The following is a 17,749-nucleotide window of genomic DNA, read 5'->3' as shown; positions in this document are numbered from 1 at the left end:
ACTCCGCGGCTTGCATGCAGAACTGGTTTTTTTGAAGGATAGTCATGACGTTCAAGGCCCCGGACAGCCTCGCTGAGCAAATCGCTCATCATCTTGCCGAGCGGATCATTCGCGGTGAGCTTAAGCCTGGAGAGCGTATCCAGGAGCAGAAAGTCACGCAGGCGTTGAACGTCAGCCGTGGTTCCGTGCGCGAAGCATTATTGATTCTGGAACGCCGCCATCTGGTGGTGATCCTGCCGCGTCGGGGCGCACAGGTTACGGTGCTCAATGCGCATAACGTGACCAGTCTGTGCAGCCTGATGAGCGAGCTGTATATTCTGCTGGCCAATGCGGTGGTCGAACGCTGGAAGACCGAGGCGGATCTCGCGCCGTTCGTGCAGATCCAGCAGCGTCTGCAGGCCAGTTTCGAACAGCAGGACGCCAAGGCCTTTGTCGAAGAGAGCTTCAATGTGATGCGCGCGGCCTATCCGTTCGCTAACAACCCGTACCTTGAAGAAACCGTCGAGAACCTGCAGCCCTCCATGAGCCGTAGCTATTTCCTGGCGCTCGAGCAGCGCAAGGCAGAGATGAGCGATTACCTGACGTTGTTCGGCGATCTGCTTGCCGCCGTGATCGCGCGTGATCTGCAGAAGACTCGCGTTGTGCTGGTCAGCTACTGTCAGCGCAGCTGTCAGCTTGTGCTGTCCGCTTTGGCAGCGGGCTGACCGCATGCGCCTGAAGTGCATCAAGCTGGCGGGGTTCAAATCTTTCGTCGACCCCACCACGGTGAACTTCCCCAGTAACATGGCGGCTGTTGTCGGTCCCAACGGTTGTGGCAAATCCAACATCATCGATGCGGTACGCTGGGTCATGGGCGAAAGCTCGGCCAAGAACCTGCGCGGCGAGTCGATGACCGACGTCATCTTCAATGGCTCCACCAGCCGCAAGCCGGTCAGCCAGGCGAGTATCGAGCTGGTCTTCGACAACTCCGATGGCACCCTGGTCGGCGAGTACGCGGCTTATGCGGAAATCTCGATTCGCCGCAAAGTGACGCGCGACAGCCAGAACAGCTACTACCTCAACGGCACCAAATGCCGCCGTCGCGATATCACCGATATCTTTCTCGGCACCGGCCTGGGGCCGCGCAGCTACTCGATCATCGAGCAGGGCATGATCTCCAAGCTGATCGAGGCCAAGCCTGAAGACCTGCGCAACTTTATCGAAGAAGCCGCCGGGATCTCCAAGTACAAGGAGCGGCGTCGGGAAACCGAAAACCGTATTCGCCGCACCCACGAAAATCTGGCACGTCTGACTGACTTGCGCGAAGAGCTCGAGCGTCAGCTGGAGCGTCTGCACCGGCAGGCTCAGGCCGCCGAGAAGTATCAGGAATACAAAGCCGAAGAACGGCAGTTGAAGGCGCAACTGTCGGCGCTGCGCTGGCAGGCTTTGAATGATCTGGTGGGTCAGCGCGAGGCCGTGATCGGCAATCAGGAAGTCGGTTTCGAGGCGCTGGTGGCAGATCAGCGCAGCGCCGATGCCAGTATCGAGAGGCTGCGCGACGGGCATCATGATCTGTCCGAACGCTTCAATCTGGTGCAGGGCCGTTTCTACTCGGTAGGCGGCGACATTGCCCGCGTCGAGCAAAGCATCCAGCACGGCCAGCAGCGCCTGCGCCAGTTGCAGGACGACCTGCGCGAAGCCGAACGCGCCCGCCAGGAAACCGAATCTCACCTTGGCCACGACACCACGCTACTCGCCACCCTCGGCGAAGAGCTGGAAATGCTTGAGCCCGAGCAGGAAATGACCAGCGCGGCCGCCGAGGAGTCGGCCGTTGCGCTGGAGGACGCCGAAGCGGCCATGCAGGGCTGGCAAGAGAAGTGGGACGTCTTCAATCAGCAATCTGCCGAGCCGCAGCGTCAGGCGCAGGTCCAGCAGTCGCGCATTCAGCAACTGGAACAGAGCATTGAACGACTGGCCGAGCGTCAGCGGCGCCTGGCCGAAGAGCGTCAGTTGCTGGCCGCCGACCCCGAAGATGCGGCCATTCTGGAGCTTGGTGAAGACCTTGCCGCCCGTGACATGACCCTCGAAGAGCTGCATCTGGGTGAAGAACAGGCGGTCGAGCGGCTGGAGCAATTGCGTGATGCGCTGCAACACGCCAGTCAGGCGCAACAGCAGGCGCAAGGCGAGCTGCAACGTCTCAATGGCCGGCTGGCCTCCCTGGAAGCGTTGCAACAGGCCGCACTCGACCCTGACACCGGCATTGCCGAATGGCTGCGCGATCAGCAATTGGCCGAGCGCCCGCGGCTGGCCGAAGGACTGAGTGTCGAAGCAGGCTGGGAACTGGCGGTGGAGACTGTGCTTGGCGCTGATTTGCAGGCCGTACTGGTGGATGACTTCGACGGGCTCGATCTGGCGAACTTCCAGCAAGGCGACCTGCGCCTGTTGAGCACCGGTACCGACACTGTGCGGATGCCGGGTAGCCTGCTGGAGAAGGTGGACAGTCCGGTTGATCTGTCGGCCTGGCTCGGTCAGGTGATTCCAGTCGGCGACCTGGACGAGGCGCTGGCACGACGCAAGCAACTCGGTGCCGGGCAAAGCCTTGTCAGTCGTGACGGTTACTGGGTAGGGCCGCACTTTCTGCGCGTACGACGCGCCAGCGAAGCGCAGAGCGGCGTGCTGGCCCGCGGGCAGGAGTTGCAACGGCTGGGGTTGGAACGTGATGAACGCGAAGCGACGCTGGCCACACTTGAAGAGCAGTTGCTGGTTTTGCGTGAGCAACAGTCGCAGCAGGAAGACGCTCGCGAACAACTGCGCCGTCGTGTGCAGGACGAAACCCGCCAGCAAAGTGAGCTGAAGGCGCAGTTGTCGGCCGTCAAGGTAAAGGTCGAGCAGTTGACCCTGCGTCGCTCCCGTCTGGACGAAGAGCTGGCCGAGCTGGGCGAACAACGTGCTGTCGAGCACGAGCACCTCGGCGAATCGCGCCTGCAGTTGCAGGATGCACTGGATGCGATGGCGCAGGATACCGAGCAGCGTGAGGTGCTCCAGGCCCAACGCGATGCGCTTCGCGAGCGTCTGGACCGAGTGCGCCAGGATGCGCGCCAGCACAAGGACCACAGCCATCAGTTGGCGGTACGCCTGGGGTCGCTCAAGGCGCAGTACGATTCGACGCGTCAGGCGCTGGAACGCCTGCGCATGCAGTCCGAAAGGCTTACCGAGAAGCGCGAGCAACTGAGCCTGAACCTGGAGGAGGGCGAGGCCCCCCTTGAAGAGTTGCGCCTCAAACTCGAAGAATTGCTTGAGCGGCGAATGGTGGTCGATGACGAAATGCGCATCGCCAAGAACGCGCTCGAAGACGCTGACCGCGAATTGCGTGAAGCCGAAAAGCGCCGCACTCAGGCCGAGCAGCAATCGCAGTTGTTGCGCGGCCAGCTGGAGCAGCAGCGCCTCGAATGGCAGGCGCTGACCGTGCGTCGCAAGGCTCTCCAGGATCAGTTGCATGAAGACGGCTACGATCTGCATGGCGTGCTCGCCACGCTGACTCCGGAGGCCAGCGAACAGGCTGCCGAACAGCAACTGGAAAGCATCGCCGGGCGTATTCAGCGTCTCGGGGCAATCAACCTCGCCGCCATCGACGAGTACCAGCAGCAATCCGAGCGCAAACGCTATCTGGATGAGCAGGATGCGGATCTGGTAGAAGCGCTCGACACGCTGGAAAACGTCATTCGCAAGATCGACAAGGAAACCCGGAACCGCTTCAAAGATACCTTCGATCAGATAAATAGCGGAATTCAGGCACTTTTCCCAAAAGTTTTCGGTGGTGGCTCTGCTTATTTGGAACTGACGGGCGAAGATTTACTCGATACAGGGGTGACAATCATGGCGCGTCCTCCCGGCAAGAAGAACAGCACCATTCATCTGCTGTCGGGCGGTGAAAAAGCCTTGACTGCACTGGCGCTGGTTTTTGCCATTTTCAAACTCAATCCTGCGCCGTTTTGCATGCTTGACGAGGTGGATGCGCCGCTGGATGACGCCAACGTGGGCCGTTATGCACGTTTGGTGAAAGAAATGTCACAAACTGTTCAGTTCATCTACATCACCCACAACAAGATCGCCATGGAAATGGCTGATCAATTGATGGGTGTAACGATGCACGAGCCCGGCTGTTCGCGGCTGGTAGCGGTGGATGTAGAGCAGGCGATGGCGCTGGTGGATGCCTGATTGAACGCTGGATCGACCGGGGAAATCGCTGCGCTAGGACCTGAAAATGTGACGGTTGTGCAATAGATGGCACTTTGGGCGGCGAAGAGACGTAACAGACGGTGTAAAGTTACCTTTGGTCGTGCTAGTTTAGTGACCACTTTTTATTTTCGCGTGGGCAAATTGCCAGTCAGAACATGGACTTGGCACCACGTATTAAAGGGGTTTAGGCCCTTATTTTCAGATTTCTTCATTAGAGGCACTGGATTACATGGAAATCGGTCTGCGCGAGTGGCTGATCGTCATCGGCATAATAGTCATTGCCGGTATTCTCTTTGATGGCTGGCGCCGTATGCGCGGCAGCAAGGGTAAATTGAAATTCAGGCTGGATCGAAGCTTCTCCAATCTTCCGGATGAGGAGGAAGCCACGACCGCCGAAGTGCTCGGGCCTCCCCGTGTGCTGGATACTCACAAGGAGCCGCAGCTCGACGAGCACGATCTGCCGTCGATGAGTGCAAGCCCGCGTGAAGGCAAGCGCAGCAACAGCGATAAACGCGGCAGCAGTGACAAGAAACGCAAGGACGAACCGCAGCAGGGTGATCTGAATCTGGACCTGGACGGACCGAGCCTGTTCACCGCGCGCGACGACGATTTCCCGGACGACAAGCCTGCCCAGCGCATTACTGAAGACAAGGACCTGCCTCCGGTCGAGGAAGTACTGGTCATCAGCGTGATCTCGCGCAGCGAAGGCGGGTTCAAGGGCCCGGCACTGCTGCAGAACATCCTGGAAAGCGGCCTGCGTTTTGGCGAGATGGATATTTTCCACCGCCACGAAAGCATGGCAGGCAACGGCGAAGTGCTGTTTTCGATGGCCAATGCGGTCAAGCCCGGCGTGTTCGACCTGGACGACATCGACCATTTCAGCACTCGTGCAGTCAGCTTCTTTCTTGGTTTGCCAGGCCCTCGTCATCCCAAGCAGGCATTTGACGTGATGGTTGCCGCAGCCCGCAAGCTGGCCCACGAGCTTGATGGCGAACTGAAGGATGACCAGCGCAGTGTCATGACTGCACAGACGATCGAGCACTACCGTCAGCGCATCGTTGAATTCGAGCGCCGAGCGTTGACCCAGCGTCGCGGTTAAGCGCTTTCTGGCGCAGATACCCGACGAAAAGCGCGCTCTGGCGTGCTTTTAAGCGGGGCGGGGCCGCAACAGAACAGAACCAACAGATGAGCAGCCCCGGCTGCTCTTTTGCTTTTTGAGAGAACACCGTATGAAGGCCGTTGAAACCCGAATCCTGGAACTGCGTGCAGAACTGGATGAGCATAACTATCGCTACCACGTTCTGGATGAGCCAAGCATTCCGGATGTCGAGTACGACCGCCTGTTTCACGAACTCAAGGCCCTCGAGGCAGAAAACCCGCACCTGGTGACCCCCGATTCACCGACACAGCGGGTCGGCAGTGCCGCCTTGTCGGCGTTTACGCAGGTACGTCACGAAATGCCGATGCTCAGCCTGGGCAACGCTTTCGAAGAAAACGACATGCTCGAGTTTGACCGCCGGGTGACCGAGGGCCTGGACCTGCCGGCCGGGGACCTGTTGGACGAGGGCAGCAAGGTGCAGTACAGCTGCGAGCCCAAGCTCGATGGTCTGGCCGTCAGCCTGTTGTATCGCGACGGTGCGCTGGTGCGCGGTGCGACACGCGGGGACGGGACGACGGGCGAAGACATCAGTGTCAATGTGCGCACCGTGCGCAATATCCCGCTCAAGCTGAAGGGCAAGGGCTGGCCGGATGTGCTGGAAGTGCGTGGCGAAGTGTTCATGTCCAAGGCGGGTTTCGAACGCCTCAACGCCAGCCAGCTGGAAATTGGCGGCAAGACCTTCGCCAACCCGCGCAATGCGGCAGCGGGCAGCCTGCGCCAGCTGGATTCGAAAATCACCGCCAATCGTCCGCTGGAGTTCTGCTGTTACGGCCTGGGCCAGACGTCGGCAGAAATCGCCGATACTCACATCGGCGTGCTTGAAACACTGAAAAAATGGGGAATGCCGGTCAGTCGCGAGTTGAAACTGGCTGATGGCGTCGACGAGTGTCTGGCCTATTACCGCGACATCGGCGAGCGGCGCCTGACACTGAGCTACGAGATCGACGGCGTGGTGTTCAAGGTCAATAACCTGGCTGCGCAACGCGAACTGGGCTTCCGCGCCCGTGAGCCGCGCTGGGCGATCGCCCACAAATTCCCGGCCATGGAAGAGCTGACCGAGCTGCTGGATGTCGAATTCCAGGTCGGCCGTACCGGCGCTGTGACACCGGTCGCGCGTCTCAAGCCGGTCAAGGTGGCGGGCGTCATGGTCGCCAACGCTACGCTGCACAACATGGATGAAGTGGCGCGGCTCGGCCTTATGATCGGCGATACGGTGATTATCCGCCGCGCCGGTGACGTGATTCCGCAGGTGGTGCAGGTTGTCACCGAGCGCCGTCCCGAGAGCGCCAGGCCGGTCCAGGTCCCACAGACCTGTCCGGTCTGCGGCTCGCATGTCGAGCGCACGCAGTTGATCAAACGCAGCAAGGGCAAGGAAACCGTCTCCGAAGGGGCGGTGTACCGCTGCGTCGGGCGTCTGGCCTGTGGCGCGCAACTCAAGCAGGCGATCATCCATTATGTGTCGCGTCGCGCCATGGACATCGAAGGGCTGGGTGACAAGACCATCGAGCAACTGGTCGATGAAAAACTCATCGGTTCGCCCGCCGATCTGTACAAGCTGAAATACGAGCAGATCATCGACCTGGAAGGCTTTGCCGAAATCTCCAGCAACAAGCTGCTCAAGGCGATAGCCGATAGCCGCCAGCCGACCCTGGCGCGCTTCATCTATGCCTTGGGTATTCCTGATGTGGGAGAAGAAACGGCCAAGGTGCTGGCGCGTTCGCTGGCCTCGCTGGACCGTGTCAAACAGGCGCTGCCGGAGGTGTTGACGTACCTGCCGGATGTGGGCCTGGAAGTCGCTTACGAGATTCACAGCTTTTTTGAAGACCAGCACAACCGTAACGTCATCGATGCGCTGCTGGGCGAATGTGGCCTGCAATTGCAGGATCAGGGTGAACTGGGGGCTGAGTTTGCTGCCAGCACCACCCTGCAAGGGCTGATCGACAAATTGCACATTCCGTCGGTAGGGCCGGGCGCTGCTCAGAAACTGGCGGACAGGTTTGGCACGCTGGAGGCGGTCATCAGCGCCGACTGGCTGGACATGCGTCAGGCGCTGCCGGAGAAACAGGCAAAGTCGGTACGTGATTTCTTCGACGACAGCACGCACGCCGAGCGCGCCCGCGCCATCGAAGCACAGCTCAAGGACTTCGGCATGCACTGGCGCAGTGAGAAAAAAACCGTCGAAGGCTTGCCACTGGCCGGGCAGACCTGGGTGCTGACCGGTTCGCTGGAGCGCATGAGCCGTGATGTCGCCAAGGAAAAACTCGAAAGCCTGGGTGCCAAGGTGTCGGGCTCGGTATCGGCCAAGACCCACACCGTGGTTGCAGGGCCGGGTGCCGGCTCGAAACTGGCCAAGGCCAACGAGCTGGGCCTGACCGTGCTGGACGAAGATGCGCTGCTCAAACGCCTGGCCGAGCTGGGCGTGGCGGTTGATTGAGGAAGGCCGACGCTCCGCTTGATTATCGTGCGACGCTCTGCGTCGCATGCCGTTCTGGACGCTCTGCGTCCGCTCTTGAGTGTGATGGCGCAGCGCAAATCTGTGACGCGGAGCGTCACGCACTGCATTCCCACGCTGGGGCGTGCGGAACGATAATCTCAACCAGCGTGCGACGCTCTGCGTCGCATGCCGTTCTGGACGCTCTGCGTCCGCTCTTGAGCGTGATGCTGCGGCGTAGATCTGTGACGCGGAGCGTCACGCACTGCATTCCCACGCTGGAGCGTGCGGAACGATAATCTCAACTATCGTGCGACGCTCTGCGTTGCATACCGTTCTGGACGCTCTGCGTCCGATCTTGAGTGTGATGGCGCAGCGCCGATCTGTGACGCGGAGCATCACGCACTGCATTCCTGCGCTGGAGCGTGCGGAACGATAATCTCAACCAGCGTGCGACGCTCTGCGTCGCATGCCGTTCTGGACGCTCTGCGTCCGCTCTTGAGCGTGATGCTGCGGCGTAGATCTGTGACGCGGAGCGTCACGCACTGCATTCCCACGCTGGAGCGTGCGGAACGATCATCCCAACCAGCGTGCGACGCACCGTTTTCGCCCGCGCAAACGCTGTCGATGCTATCCGTCCCCGCTGCTCGATAATATTTTGAACCCCTGAAGCGTCGGCATGATCTAGTCCATGCAAGGCCAACGGGAGATCGCCATGTATCGCTTTTTCGAGCAATTGAGTTCACGCATTACCGCCCCATTTGTCGGCGAATCCAAACGTAACAGCAAGGTCTGGCAGTGCACCTGCGGCCAGTCGGTGTTTTTCCCCAATACCCAATGCCTGGCCTGCTCGGCGGCGTTGGGCTATCTGCCCGAGCAAGGGCGCATCGCGACGCTTGAGGCCGGGCCTGAGCCCACTACCTGGCGTCTGAGCGATGAGCCAGGTGCCGGTCTGTATCGGCGTTGCGCCAATCTCGATACCCCGGCAGCCTGCAACTGGCTGTTTCCGGAGCACAACGCCAGTGAGTTCTGCGTTGCGTGTAGCCTCAATCGCACCATTCCCGATCTGTCTATCGCCGAAAACGGTGAGCGCTGGCGCAAGGTCGAGACCGCCAAACGGCGTCTGGTCGCGCAGCTGATTTCTCTGGGGCTGCAAGTCATCCCCAAGTCAGTCGACGAAGAAACCGGCCTGGCCTTCGATTTTGTCGGTGTCGATCTGGAAGGCAATTTACCGACCACAGGCCACGCCAATGGCCTGATCACCCTGAACATCGAAGAAGCCGACGACGCACACCGCGAAGCGATGCGTGTGCAACTGCACGAACCCTACCGCACCTTGCTTGGCCACTTCCGTCATGAAGTAGGCCATTACTATTGGGATCGGCTTATTGCCAATACTCACTGGCAGGACGCCTGCCGCAATCTGTTCGGCGACGAGCGCGCCAGTTACGCCGATGCACTCGATCACCACTACAAGAACGGCGCGCCGGACAACTGGCAGGAAAGCTTCGTCAGTGCCTACGCCACCATGCACCCGTGGGAAGACTGGGCCGAAACCTGGGCTCACTACCTGCACATGATGGATGCGGTCGATACTGCGCTGGGTTTTGGCATGAGCGCCCGGGATATGGAACTCGATTATCAGCCGTTTCCGCTGGAAGTGCTCTACGACCCGCAGCATCCCGGCGGTCCGGCGTTCCTGTCGTTCGTCAACGCCTGGATCGAACTGGCCAGCATGCTCAACGAGCTGTCACGCAGTATGGGGCAACCGGACTTCTATCCGTTCGTGCTGCCTCCTGCGGTGATCGCCAAACTGCACTTCATCCATCTGGTGATTCAGGATGCCGGTGGCAAGGCTGACGAGGTGTTGCAGGCCCAGTAATGCAGGCGCTGCCTGACACAATGCGCACAGCGGCGTGTCAGGTGGCTGCTCACGTACAGGCTTACAGCTTCAGGGCCAGCCTGCGCTCGAAACCGATCCGTCCGCGATACGCTTCACCGGTATCGATCCAGCCCTGGCCTGCATACAGCCCAATCGCAGCCGAGTTGTCTGCATCCACCGACAGCATCAATTGGTTGATGTCCGGCCATTTCAGGCGCAGCGCTGCCGGCAGTGACTGCAGGCAAGCCTTGCCCAGCCCCTTGCCCTGTTCACGATGATCGATCTGCAAGGCATGCAGTGTCGCCGAACCATCCTCCTGTGCCCAATGCGGCAGGCAGTCCCCACGTTTGAGCAGGAAAAACCCTACAGGCCTGTCATCACCCAACAGTACAAAACCGCAGACATTCGGATTGGGGTTGACCAAAAGGGTGTTGAGGGCAGTGTAAATGTCGCCGGAGAACTGTGTCTGTTCCTGCGTGACCTCAAGGTGTCCGAGCTGCTGGCGTTGAGGGGCGCTGAGGTCGTGGTAGTCGACCAATCGAGTCTGCATGAGCAACCTGCCGGCTGATTATTGGTAAGGCGGGCAGGGTACAGGATCGAACGAGGGGTTTTCGAGGATTTCCGCCACCGATGACCGATGCGCATTTGCCTTTGAGCCCCGGCACACAAGTGCTTGAGCCTCCTCGAAATTTTTATCCGAAGCAACGGTTGTAAACTCGCGCCAGACCGGTACAATGGCGCGGCTCGCCAACTGGTGAGCGTCGTTATGGTGACCCCATCGGTCCCCCCGCAACGATTACCCGTTAACCTGGTCAGGCCCGGAAGGGAGCAGCCACAGCGGGAACATTGTGTGCCGGGGTGTGGCTGGTGGGGGCACCACCTGTCTCAAGGTCCTTTCTTAAACGGGACTGCTCGTAAAAACAACAGCCTGTTCCTGTTTCGACTGCGCCCTGCGCTGGCGAGAACTTCGTGCGTCTGTAAAAACAGTCTGCCCGGCACGGAGATAAAACCGCCGCATGTCTCTAACCCGGCGGTTAATCCTGTGTGGACTGCCTTACTTCCATCGCGCCATGAATATGGACCTGCCGGTCTCACTCGGTGAGCGATGTACCAGTTTGGGAATGCTTTCTTCGGTAATGCCTTTGCCAGCAAAGAAATAGAAGCGGTCTTGCTTGGCTTCTTTGGTCTTTTGTGCGACCACCTCAGCGCTCACAGGGTTCATTTCTGCATATTCCCCGTTCGTGAACACGGCTTTTGACTCCGGCGACGTGACGAACTCTGTGCCGCGGCCTTCTATCGCTGAGATGCAGATGACCTTCATCGGTGCTCTGTCTTGATGCCATTGCTCCGAGCGCGGATTGTCGGCGCGCCGCAGTTGAAATTCGTGGGGGCGTAATTGTTGTTTTCTTCCCGTGAGCGAGGCGGCGATGTCTTTTGCGGCTGCCGTTACCGAACGCTCATGCTCGGTCGTCCGCAGGTCAACGACTTTACCGACGGTTTCGTTTCGCCAGGCAGGGTTACTGAGACGGCTTTGCTCAACCAAATAGCTCTTTGTGTGCTCCGACATGCGAACGCTGAAATATCCTTCCTCTTTGAGCTTTGCAGTCTTTTGCTGAATTTTCTCGGGTTCCAGCTTCAACTCATCAAAGGGCTGGGGTTGGGTGTAATACGTCGATGGTCCGGCTCCGCCACGGATGCTAAAGGTCATGAATATTTTCCTCTGGGGTGATGTGATCTTTAACCATGGGTAGCCTTGTGGCCAGTTGGGCGAGTGTTGTTCTGGCTCCGCCACGGCAGGGTTTTGAGTGGCGATGAGTAGAAGAATGGTTCCATGCCGGCCAGCTCGGCAACCAGGAGAGGGCGTGGTGTGATTTCCAGTGTCCTGCCCGCAGCCAAATCAAACTGAACCCTCACTCCCACACATCCCCTAACCCCTTACGCGTCGCTTGAAACCGTTTTACGGCAAGGGGCAATTCAAGTCGCTGCGGGTGTCACAGGCTTTTCGGTCAGGCGTCTCGCAGCAGTGGAGCCGGGGGCCGGATGGAACAGGACATCATCAGATTTTTCACAGACTCGCAATTTCTGGGCATTTCGCTCGCTAACTGGATACTCGCCATCGTCGCGTCGACCCTGAGTTTTATCCTGGTCAGAGGCGTGATCGGATTCGTGCTCAGAAAGATGCGTTCGCGAGCGGATGCACCCTCAACTCATATGCGATACATCGTGGTACAGGTGCTGTCGGGTACCAGTAATACATTGTTGCTGCTGGCCTCGATTCTCATCGGGGTCGGCATGCTCGATCTGCCGGAACGCTGGCTCGGGCGGGTCAGCAGTCTATGGTTCGTGGTTGCCGCCCTGCAGGTCGGGTTGTGGGCGAACCGCGCGATTGCGCTGGCATTGCAACGCTACTTTATTCGCCATAATGCCAACGGCACCTTTCAGGGCAGTGCGCTGGCCACGTTGAGCCTGTGGGGCGCGAAAGTATTGCTGTGGGCCACGGTGGTGATGGCGATGCTGTCTAACGTCGGGGTCAACATCACCGCGTTTGTCGCCAGCCTCGGGGTGGGAGGTATCGCGGTTGCGCTGGCGGTGCAGAATATTCTCGGGGATGTATTTGCCTCGCTGTCCATCGCCGTGGACAAGCCTTTCGAGGTCGGAGATTTTATCGTCGTCGGTGCGCTGTCAGGTACGGTCGAGCATGTCGGCCTGAAGACCACGCGCATCCGCAGCCTGGGCGGCGAGCAGATCGTGATGGCCAACGCCGACATGATCAACAATACGATCCAGAACTACAAACGCCTGCAGGAGCGGCGCATTGTCTTCGAATTCCGGCTTACGTACGACTGCTCTGTCGATCAGATACGGGAAGTGCCAAAAAAAGTCGAGGCGATCATCAATGCGCAGGAACTGGCACGTTTCGACCGCTCGCATTTTCGCGGTTTTGGCGAGACGTCGCTGGAATTCGAGACCGTCTTCATCGTTCTCGACCCCAGCTACAACGTCTACATGGATGTGCAGCAGGCGATCAATCTGAAGATCATGGAGGCGTTCGCCGAGCTGGATGTGCGCTTTGCGTTCCCGTCTCGCACGGTGTATGTGGCGTCCCTGCCACCGGTGAAAACCTCACGTCCGACTGCACTGGAAGCAGCCGACGCGAGTACCTGAAGCAGTCTCAGGCGGGGAAGTGCAGTGCGTTGGTCAGGTCGCCCATGGGCACCTGTCCGCGCGCAATCATGGCGTCGTCGCGGCGCTTAAGTCCGTCGAGCTTTTCCAGGCCATGCACACGGGTAATCAGGCGCAGGATCGAGGCCGTGTCATAAACGGTATGGTCCACCTTGCCTTTGCGGGCGAACGGCGAAATTACCAGTGCCGGAATGCGCGTGCCAGGGCCGAAACGGTCCCCTTTGGGAGGCGCGACGTGGTCCCACCAGCCACCGTTCTCGTCCACGGTGACCACAATTACCATGTTGTCCCACTGCGGGCTTTTACGCAGCACCTTGATCACCCGGTCGATATGCCGGTCGCCCGCCGCCACGTCTGCGTAACCGGCGTGCATGTTCAGGTTGCCCTGGGGTTTGTAGAAGGTCACGGCGGGCAACTTGCCTGCTTCGGCATCGGCGAGGAAGCGGTTGGTGCTTGACTCGTCACCCAGACCGCCGTCACGCAGGCGCTTTTTGCGTTCTTCAGGGTTCTGCGGGCCTTGCTGCTTGAAGTAGTTGAACGGCTGGTGGTGGTATTGAAAGTTAGGGATCTTCGGGATACCGGTGGAATCCTTGAACTCGTCCAGCGTGACTTGCCAGGCACCGGCGTACCATGCCCAGTCGACATTTCTTTTCGACAGCTTGTCACCGATGTGCTCGTGGCTTTGCGGCACCAGCACGTTGGGCAGATCCGGTTTCGAGTAATCGGGGTTCTGCGGGTCGCGCAACCAGGTAGGCCAGTACGGCGGTGCCATGGTGTTGACGGCGTAGTTATCCGGGGTGATTGCGCTGGGGCCGAACTGTGGCGGCCCTTCCATCGCACTGGCAGGCGACTTGTCGAGAGGCTTGAGGCGCGGATCCTGCGGGTTGAAGCTCTGCAGGGTTGCGATCTGGGATTTCGCCGGTGATTCGGCCGCGTTGGGGTAGATAGGGGCAGTGGCGGAAATCAGGTACTGGTGGTTGAGGAACGAACCGCCAAATGCACCCTGAAAGAAGTTGTCGCACAGCACGAACTCTGTGGCGACGTCCCACAGGCGCAGCGAATACTGAGTCTGTGCGTAGTTACCCATGGTCAGGCCACCAGCGTCGGCCCACGCCACGAATCGATCATTCCGGCCGTCGTTGATCTGCATCTGGTTCTGATAAAAGACATGCCACAGGTCGCGAGTCACCAGGCTCAGCGGCAGGTCTTCGCCGTTTGGCCCCTTGAGCGGGAAGGGCGCGTTGGGCAGGTCTTTCTGGAACTGTTCGCCGACCGGGTAGGTTACGCCGTCAACCGTTTGTGGCCCGACCTGCAGCACGCCGCCCCAGGCTGGCGGCAGTTTTGACAACAGCGTGCCGTCGCGGTCGCGCTGCTCGTACTCGGAAGGCCTGAGCGACGAGAGTGGCTTTTCGACCCCGGGGAAATCGCCGAACAGGTTGTTGAAGCTGCGGTTCTCGGCGTAGATCACCACAATGGTCTTCACATTTTCGCGCAGAGCCCGGTCCAGCGCCGGTCCGGCAAGATGATGGTGCCTTTCGTTGTCGGCAGGCGGTTTTTCGTGGGCCGAAACGTAGCTGCTCAGCGTGACGCCTGCACCCAGGGCAGCCATCCCGCCCAGGAAACGACGGCGGCTGGGGTTGTTATTGGTGTCTTCGTCGTCTGGTCTGTCGCTCATCGCCAAATACTCGCGCTGGTTAATGTATTACCAAAGATTTCAAGGGAGGGTAGCGACGGAATATGACGCTATTGCTACACCCTAAGTGGAGGGTCAAGGAGTAATGGGCGCAGTGTAGTGGTCGATGATTTGCTGAATTTCACCCGACAGACGCATTTGCACCAATGTGCGCAAAATTTTACTCACTGGAAGTTCAGGGTTGTTGCGTACCAGACAGGCCGCAGGCTGCTCGGCGACCAGTGATATAGGCTTGAGCTTCTTGCCCACAGGCAGGTTTCGATTGGTCCATTCAAGGATCAACTGGTTGGTCACGGCGTAGTTGTAGCGTCCAGCCATCAGCTTGCCGAGTGTCTGGTTCTGCGTGCGTGCGTCTTCGCGTATCAGTTGATGGTTGTCGAACAGATGCTGCAGGGCAGGGTAGTTGTAGCCCAGTACCGTGCCGACGGTCTCATTGTCGAACTGCTCGGGGTATGGACCGGCAGCCGTTTCCGCGGAAGCGACCAGCCAGTCGCGCTGATAGAGAATCGGCAGGCTCCAGAGGTAATCACCGGACAGGTCGGGATACCACGCCTGGGCGCTGTAGCAGTGCATGTCCACTTCACCGCGTTCGAGCGCCGACTGGATACGCAGGCGCGGCATCACGTGGTAGCGGGCTTCGAGGCCTATGTGGTGCGCAAGGCTTTGCATGATGTCGAACAGAATGCCGGATTCGGGTCGAAAGTCGGTGATGTGCATCATCGGCATGGTCCAGCCTTCGTTGACCGCAAAGTCCAGGGAATCCTTGGCCGCTTCGACGGTTGGCGTCGATATCAATAGCATGCACGCCACGGCTGCGTGAGGCAGCCGTGGTGTCGCAAAAGCCTGGATAAAGCGCGTCAATAGATTCATTTGCACAGCTTAGCCACAATAGAGACGGACACCAGATGCAATTTTGCCCCTGCTCGGCTAGCATTGGCGGTCTTCCGCTTACCAGTTGCGACGGTTTTAAATGAGTTATCAGGTTCTTGCACGTAAATGGCGTCCGCGCTCGTTCCGCGAAATGGTCGGCCAGGCTCATGTGTTGAAGGCCCTGATCAACGCGCTGGACAGCCAGCGCCTGCACCACGCCTATCTGTTCACCGGCACGCGGGGCGTCGGCAAGACCACTATCGCGCGGATCATCGCCAAGTGCCTGAACTGCGAAACCGGGATTACCTCCACGCCCTGTGGCACTTGCTCGGTGTGCAGAGAGATCGACGAGGGCCGTTTCGTCGACCTGATCGAAATCGACGCCGCCAGCCGGACCAAGGTCGAAGACACGCGCGAACTGCTGGATAACGTGCAGTACGCACCGAGTCGCGGGCGCTTCAAGGTCTACCTGATCGACGAAGTGCACATGCTGTCCAGCCACTCGTTCAACGCCTTGCTCAAGACGCTTGAAGAGCCTCCGCCCTACGTCAAGTTCATTCTCGCCACCACTGATCCGCAGAAGCTGCCCGCGACCATCCTGTCCCGCTGCCTGCAGTTCTCGCTGAAAAACATGACACCCGAACGCGTGGTCGAACACCTGACCCACGTGCTGGGCGTCGAGAACGTACCGTTCGAAGACGACGCGCTATGGCTGCTCGGGCGTGCCGCTGACGGTTCGATGCGTGATGCAATGAGCCTGACCGATCAGGCCATTGCCTTCGGTGAAGGCAAGGTCATGGCTGCCGATGTGCGCGCCATGCTCGGCACGCTCGATCACGGCCAGGTATTCGATGTGCTGACTGCATTGCTGGAAGGCGATGCTCGCGGCGTGCTGGAGGCCGTACGCCATCTGGCCGAGCAGGGGCCTGACTGGAATGGCGTGCTCTCGGAAATCCTTAATGTCCTGCACCGTGTGGCGATTGCCCAGGCGTTGCCGGAAGGTGTCGACAACGGTCATGGCGATCGTGACCGGGTATTGGCGCTGGCCCAGGCCTTGCCCGCCGAAGACGTACAGTTTTACTACCAGATGGGCCTGATTGGTCGCCGTGACCTGCCGCTGGCCCCGGACCCGCGTGGCGGGTTCGAGATGGTTCTGTTGCGGATGCTGGCGTTCCGCCCCGCCGACAGCGATGACGCGCCGAGGCAAGCGCTAAAGCCGGTGGGGATCAGCCAGGCCACGGTTGATTCCCGAAAGGCAGTGGTCGATGCGACACCTGTTGCATCGGTAGCGCCCGCCGTTTCAGTGGCGCCGGTAATGGCTGCGCCCGATCCGGCCTTCGAGGCACTGCCGCCTGCAGCCGCTCCGATACAGTCTGCTGCACCGTCGCAAGCCAGGTCAGAAGCCCGGCCTGAGCCGGTCGAAGACATCGATCTGCCGTGGAATGAGCCGAAGCCATCGATTACCGAAAAAACCACCGAATCTGCACGTGATACAGAACCCCTTGCAGAGCCGGTGCTGGAGACTGTCTCCGAGCAGCCAGACCTCACGCCCATGCCGACGCCCGCGCCCGCCAGCCCGGTGCCAGCCGCACCGGAGGCCGAGCCTGCGGAGCCAGAACCGGAACCGGTTGCCGTGCAGCAGGTCAGCCCGGCGATGCTCGAAGCCATCCCGGATTCCGCGTATCTGTCCATGCACACGGATTCCATGTCTTCTGATTCCGGCCCCATGAGGCGTGATGACGAGCCGCCGGCGGACGACGATTATGTCGAGCCGGATATCGACATAGACCCGGCGTCCTACAGCTATCTGGACGAACTGGCACACGAGAGCGTCGTCGAGCTCGAGGCGGTCGAGCCGGAACCTGCTCCGGCCGCCAGACCGGCCACCGGCCTTGCTGCCGATTGGCTGGAAGTCTTCCCCAAACTGCCGATCTCCGGCATGACCGGCAGCATTGCGGCCAATTGCACCTTGATGGCAGTCAATGGCGATGACTGGCTGCTGCACCTGGACCCGGCACACAGTGCGCTGTTCAACTCGACCCAGCAGCGCCGTTTGAACGATGCGTTGAACCAGTACCACGGACGCACGATCAATCTGAGTATCGAACTGATCAAGCCTGAGCAGGAAACCCCGGCCCAGGCTGCTTCACGGTTGCGTGCCGAGCGTCAGCGCCAGGCCGAAGCCTCGATTCAGGCTGATCCGTATATCCAGCAGATGCTGCAACAGTTCGGCGCGGTAATCCGGGAAGACACGATCAAACCCGTGGACGCGCCTGCGGTGCAGGCTCAATAACTGAAGACAGGGCGCCATTG

At 59.8% G+C, this 17,749-nt stretch carries 11 protein-coding genes and 1 other RNA gene; 8 read left to right on the top strand and 4 right to left on the bottom strand.

What is annotated here, in order from left to right; all coding sequences use genetic code 11:
* The first annotated feature begins 44 nt into the window (after nucleotides 1-44).
* The 5 genes from ALO80_RS05835 to ALO80_RS05815 all read left to right on the top strand — a co-directional run bounded on the left by ALO80_RS05835 (nucleotide 45) and on the right by ALO80_RS05815 (nucleotide 9,690).
* Entirely contained in the window at nucleotides 45-704 is a 660-nt protein-coding gene (locus ALO80_RS05835; protein ID WP_054988466.1) for a GntR family transcriptional regulator, read from the top strand.
* Between the two features lie 4 nt (nucleotides 705-708).
* Nucleotides 709-4,197, top strand: coding sequence for a chromosome segregation protein SMC (smc, locus tag ALO80_RS05830; protein WP_055008268.1), 3,489 nt, complete (start codon nucleotides 709-711; stop codon nucleotides 4,195-4,197).
* Between the two features lie 250 nt (nucleotides 4,198-4,447).
* Nucleotides 4,448-5,317: a cell division protein ZipA gene (zipA, locus tag ALO80_RS05825; protein ID WP_054985245.1), complete on the top strand. Its 870-nt coding sequence runs from the start codon at nucleotides 4,448-4,450 to the stop codon at nucleotides 5,315-5,317.
* 130 nt (nucleotides 5,318-5,447) lie between these two features.
* Entirely contained in the window at nucleotides 5,448-7,811 is a 2,364-nt protein-coding gene (gene ligA, locus ALO80_RS05820; protein WP_055008267.1) for an NAD-dependent DNA ligase LigA, read from the top strand.
* Between the two features lie 712 nt (nucleotides 7,812-8,523).
* Nucleotides 8,524-9,690 (top strand): zinc-binding metallopeptidase family protein, encoded by a 1,167-nt coding sequence (locus tag ALO80_RS05815; protein WP_055008285.1) that lies wholly within the window; start codon nucleotides 8,524-8,526, stop codon nucleotides 9,688-9,690.
* 61 nt (nucleotides 9,691-9,751) lie between these two features.
* On the opposite strand, the gene ALO80_RS05810 is transcribed toward ALO80_RS05815, so the two are convergent.
* A complete protein-coding gene (locus ALO80_RS05810) occupies nucleotides 9,752-10,240 on the bottom strand; it encodes a GNAT family N-acetyltransferase (RefSeq protein WP_054985243.1) in 489 nt (162 codons plus the stop codon).
* A gap of 226 nt (nucleotides 10,241-10,466) precedes the next feature.
* Between ALO80_RS05810 and ffs the strand changes: the two genes are divergently transcribed.
* Nucleotides 10,467-10,563, top strand: an RNA gene (gene ffs / locus ALO80_RS29095) — signal recognition particle sRNA small type.
* A 181-nt stretch (nucleotides 10,564-10,744) separates the two neighbouring features.
* Here the strand turns inward: ffs and ALO80_RS05805 are convergent.
* Nucleotides 10,745-11,398 carry a type III effector HopAZ1 gene (locus ALO80_RS05805; RefSeq protein ID WP_055008266.1) on the bottom strand — a complete coding sequence of 218 codons (654 nt, stop codon included), beginning with the start codon at nucleotides 11,396-11,398 and terminating at the stop codon, nucleotides 10,745-10,747.
* Between the two features lie 332 nt (nucleotides 11,399-11,730).
* On the opposite strand from ALO80_RS05805, the gene ALO80_RS05800 reads away from it, so the two are divergent.
* Nucleotides 11,731-12,855, top strand: coding sequence for a mechanosensitive ion channel family protein (locus ALO80_RS05800; protein ID WP_055008265.1), 1,125 nt, complete (start codon nucleotides 11,731-11,733; stop codon nucleotides 12,853-12,855).
* 7 nt (nucleotides 12,856-12,862) lie between these two features.
* Here ALO80_RS05800 and acpA read toward each other — a convergent pair whose 3' ends face one another.
* On the bottom strand, nucleotides 12,863-14,548 hold the full coding sequence (gene acpA, locus ALO80_RS05795) for an acid phosphatase (protein WP_055008264.1): 1,686 nt from the start codon (nucleotides 14,546-14,548) through the stop codon (nucleotides 12,863-12,865).
* Nucleotides 14,549-14,641: 93 nt separating this feature from the next.
* On the bottom strand, nucleotides 14,642-15,436 hold the full coding sequence (locus tag ALO80_RS05790) for a substrate-binding periplasmic protein (protein ID WP_055008263.1): 795 nt from the start codon (nucleotides 15,434-15,436) through the stop codon (nucleotides 14,642-14,644).
* A gap of 100 nt (nucleotides 15,437-15,536) precedes the next feature.
* Between ALO80_RS05790 and dnaX the strand changes: the two genes are divergently transcribed.
* Nucleotides 15,537-17,729, top strand: coding sequence for a DNA polymerase III subunit gamma/tau (dnaX, locus tag ALO80_RS05785; protein ID WP_055008262.1), 2,193 nt, complete (start codon nucleotides 15,537-15,539; stop codon nucleotides 17,727-17,729).
* Nucleotides 17,730-17,749: the final 20 nt, after the last annotated feature.

It is taken from the genome of Pseudomonas caricapapayae (genome assembly GCF_001400735.1).
Classification (GTDB): domain Bacteria; phylum Pseudomonadota; class Gammaproteobacteria; order Pseudomonadales; family Pseudomonadaceae; genus Aquipseudomonas; species Aquipseudomonas caricapapayae.
Note: the sequence above shows the minus strand (reverse complement) of the source record. Positions and strands in the feature narration are given on the sequence as shown.

Excerpts from the sequence above, each read along its gene's own strand:
- ALO80_RS05835 (WP_054988466.1), top strand. The coding sequence starts at position 45 with ATGACGTTCAAGGCCCCGGACAGCCTCGCTGAGCAAATCGCTCATCAT.
- smc (WP_055008268.1), top strand. The coding sequence starts at position 709 with ATGCGCCTGAAGTGCATCAAGCTGGCGGGGTTCAAATCTTTCGTCGAC.
- zipA (WP_054985245.1), top strand. The coding sequence starts at position 4,448 with ATGGAAATCGGTCTGCGCGAGTGGCTGATCGTCATCGGCATAATAGTC.
- ligA (WP_055008267.1), top strand. The coding sequence starts at position 5,448 with ATGAAGGCCGTTGAAACCCGAATCCTGGAACTGCGTGCAGAACTGGAT.
- ALO80_RS05815 (WP_055008285.1), top strand. The coding sequence starts at position 8,524 with ATGTATCGCTTTTTCGAGCAATTGAGTTCACGCATTACCGCCCCATTT.
- ALO80_RS05810 (WP_054985243.1), bottom strand. The coding sequence starts at position 10,240 with ATGCAGACTCGATTGGTCGACTACCACGACCTCAGCGCCCCTCAACGC.
- ALO80_RS05805 (WP_055008266.1), bottom strand. The coding sequence starts at position 11,398 with ATGACCTTTAGCATCCGTGGCGGAGCCGGACCATCGACGTATTACACC.
- ALO80_RS05800 (WP_055008265.1), top strand. The coding sequence starts at position 11,731 with ATGGAACAGGACATCATCAGATTTTTCACAGACTCGCAATTTCTGGGC.
- acpA (WP_055008264.1), bottom strand. The coding sequence starts at position 14,548 with ATGAGCGACAGACCAGACGACGAAGACACCAATAACAACCCCAGCCGC.
- ALO80_RS05790 (WP_055008263.1), bottom strand. The coding sequence starts at position 15,436 with ATGAATCTATTGACGCGCTTTATCCAGGCTTTTGCGACACCACGGCTG.
- dnaX (WP_055008262.1), top strand. The coding sequence starts at position 15,537 with ATGAGTTATCAGGTTCTTGCACGTAAATGGCGTCCGCGCTCGTTCCGC.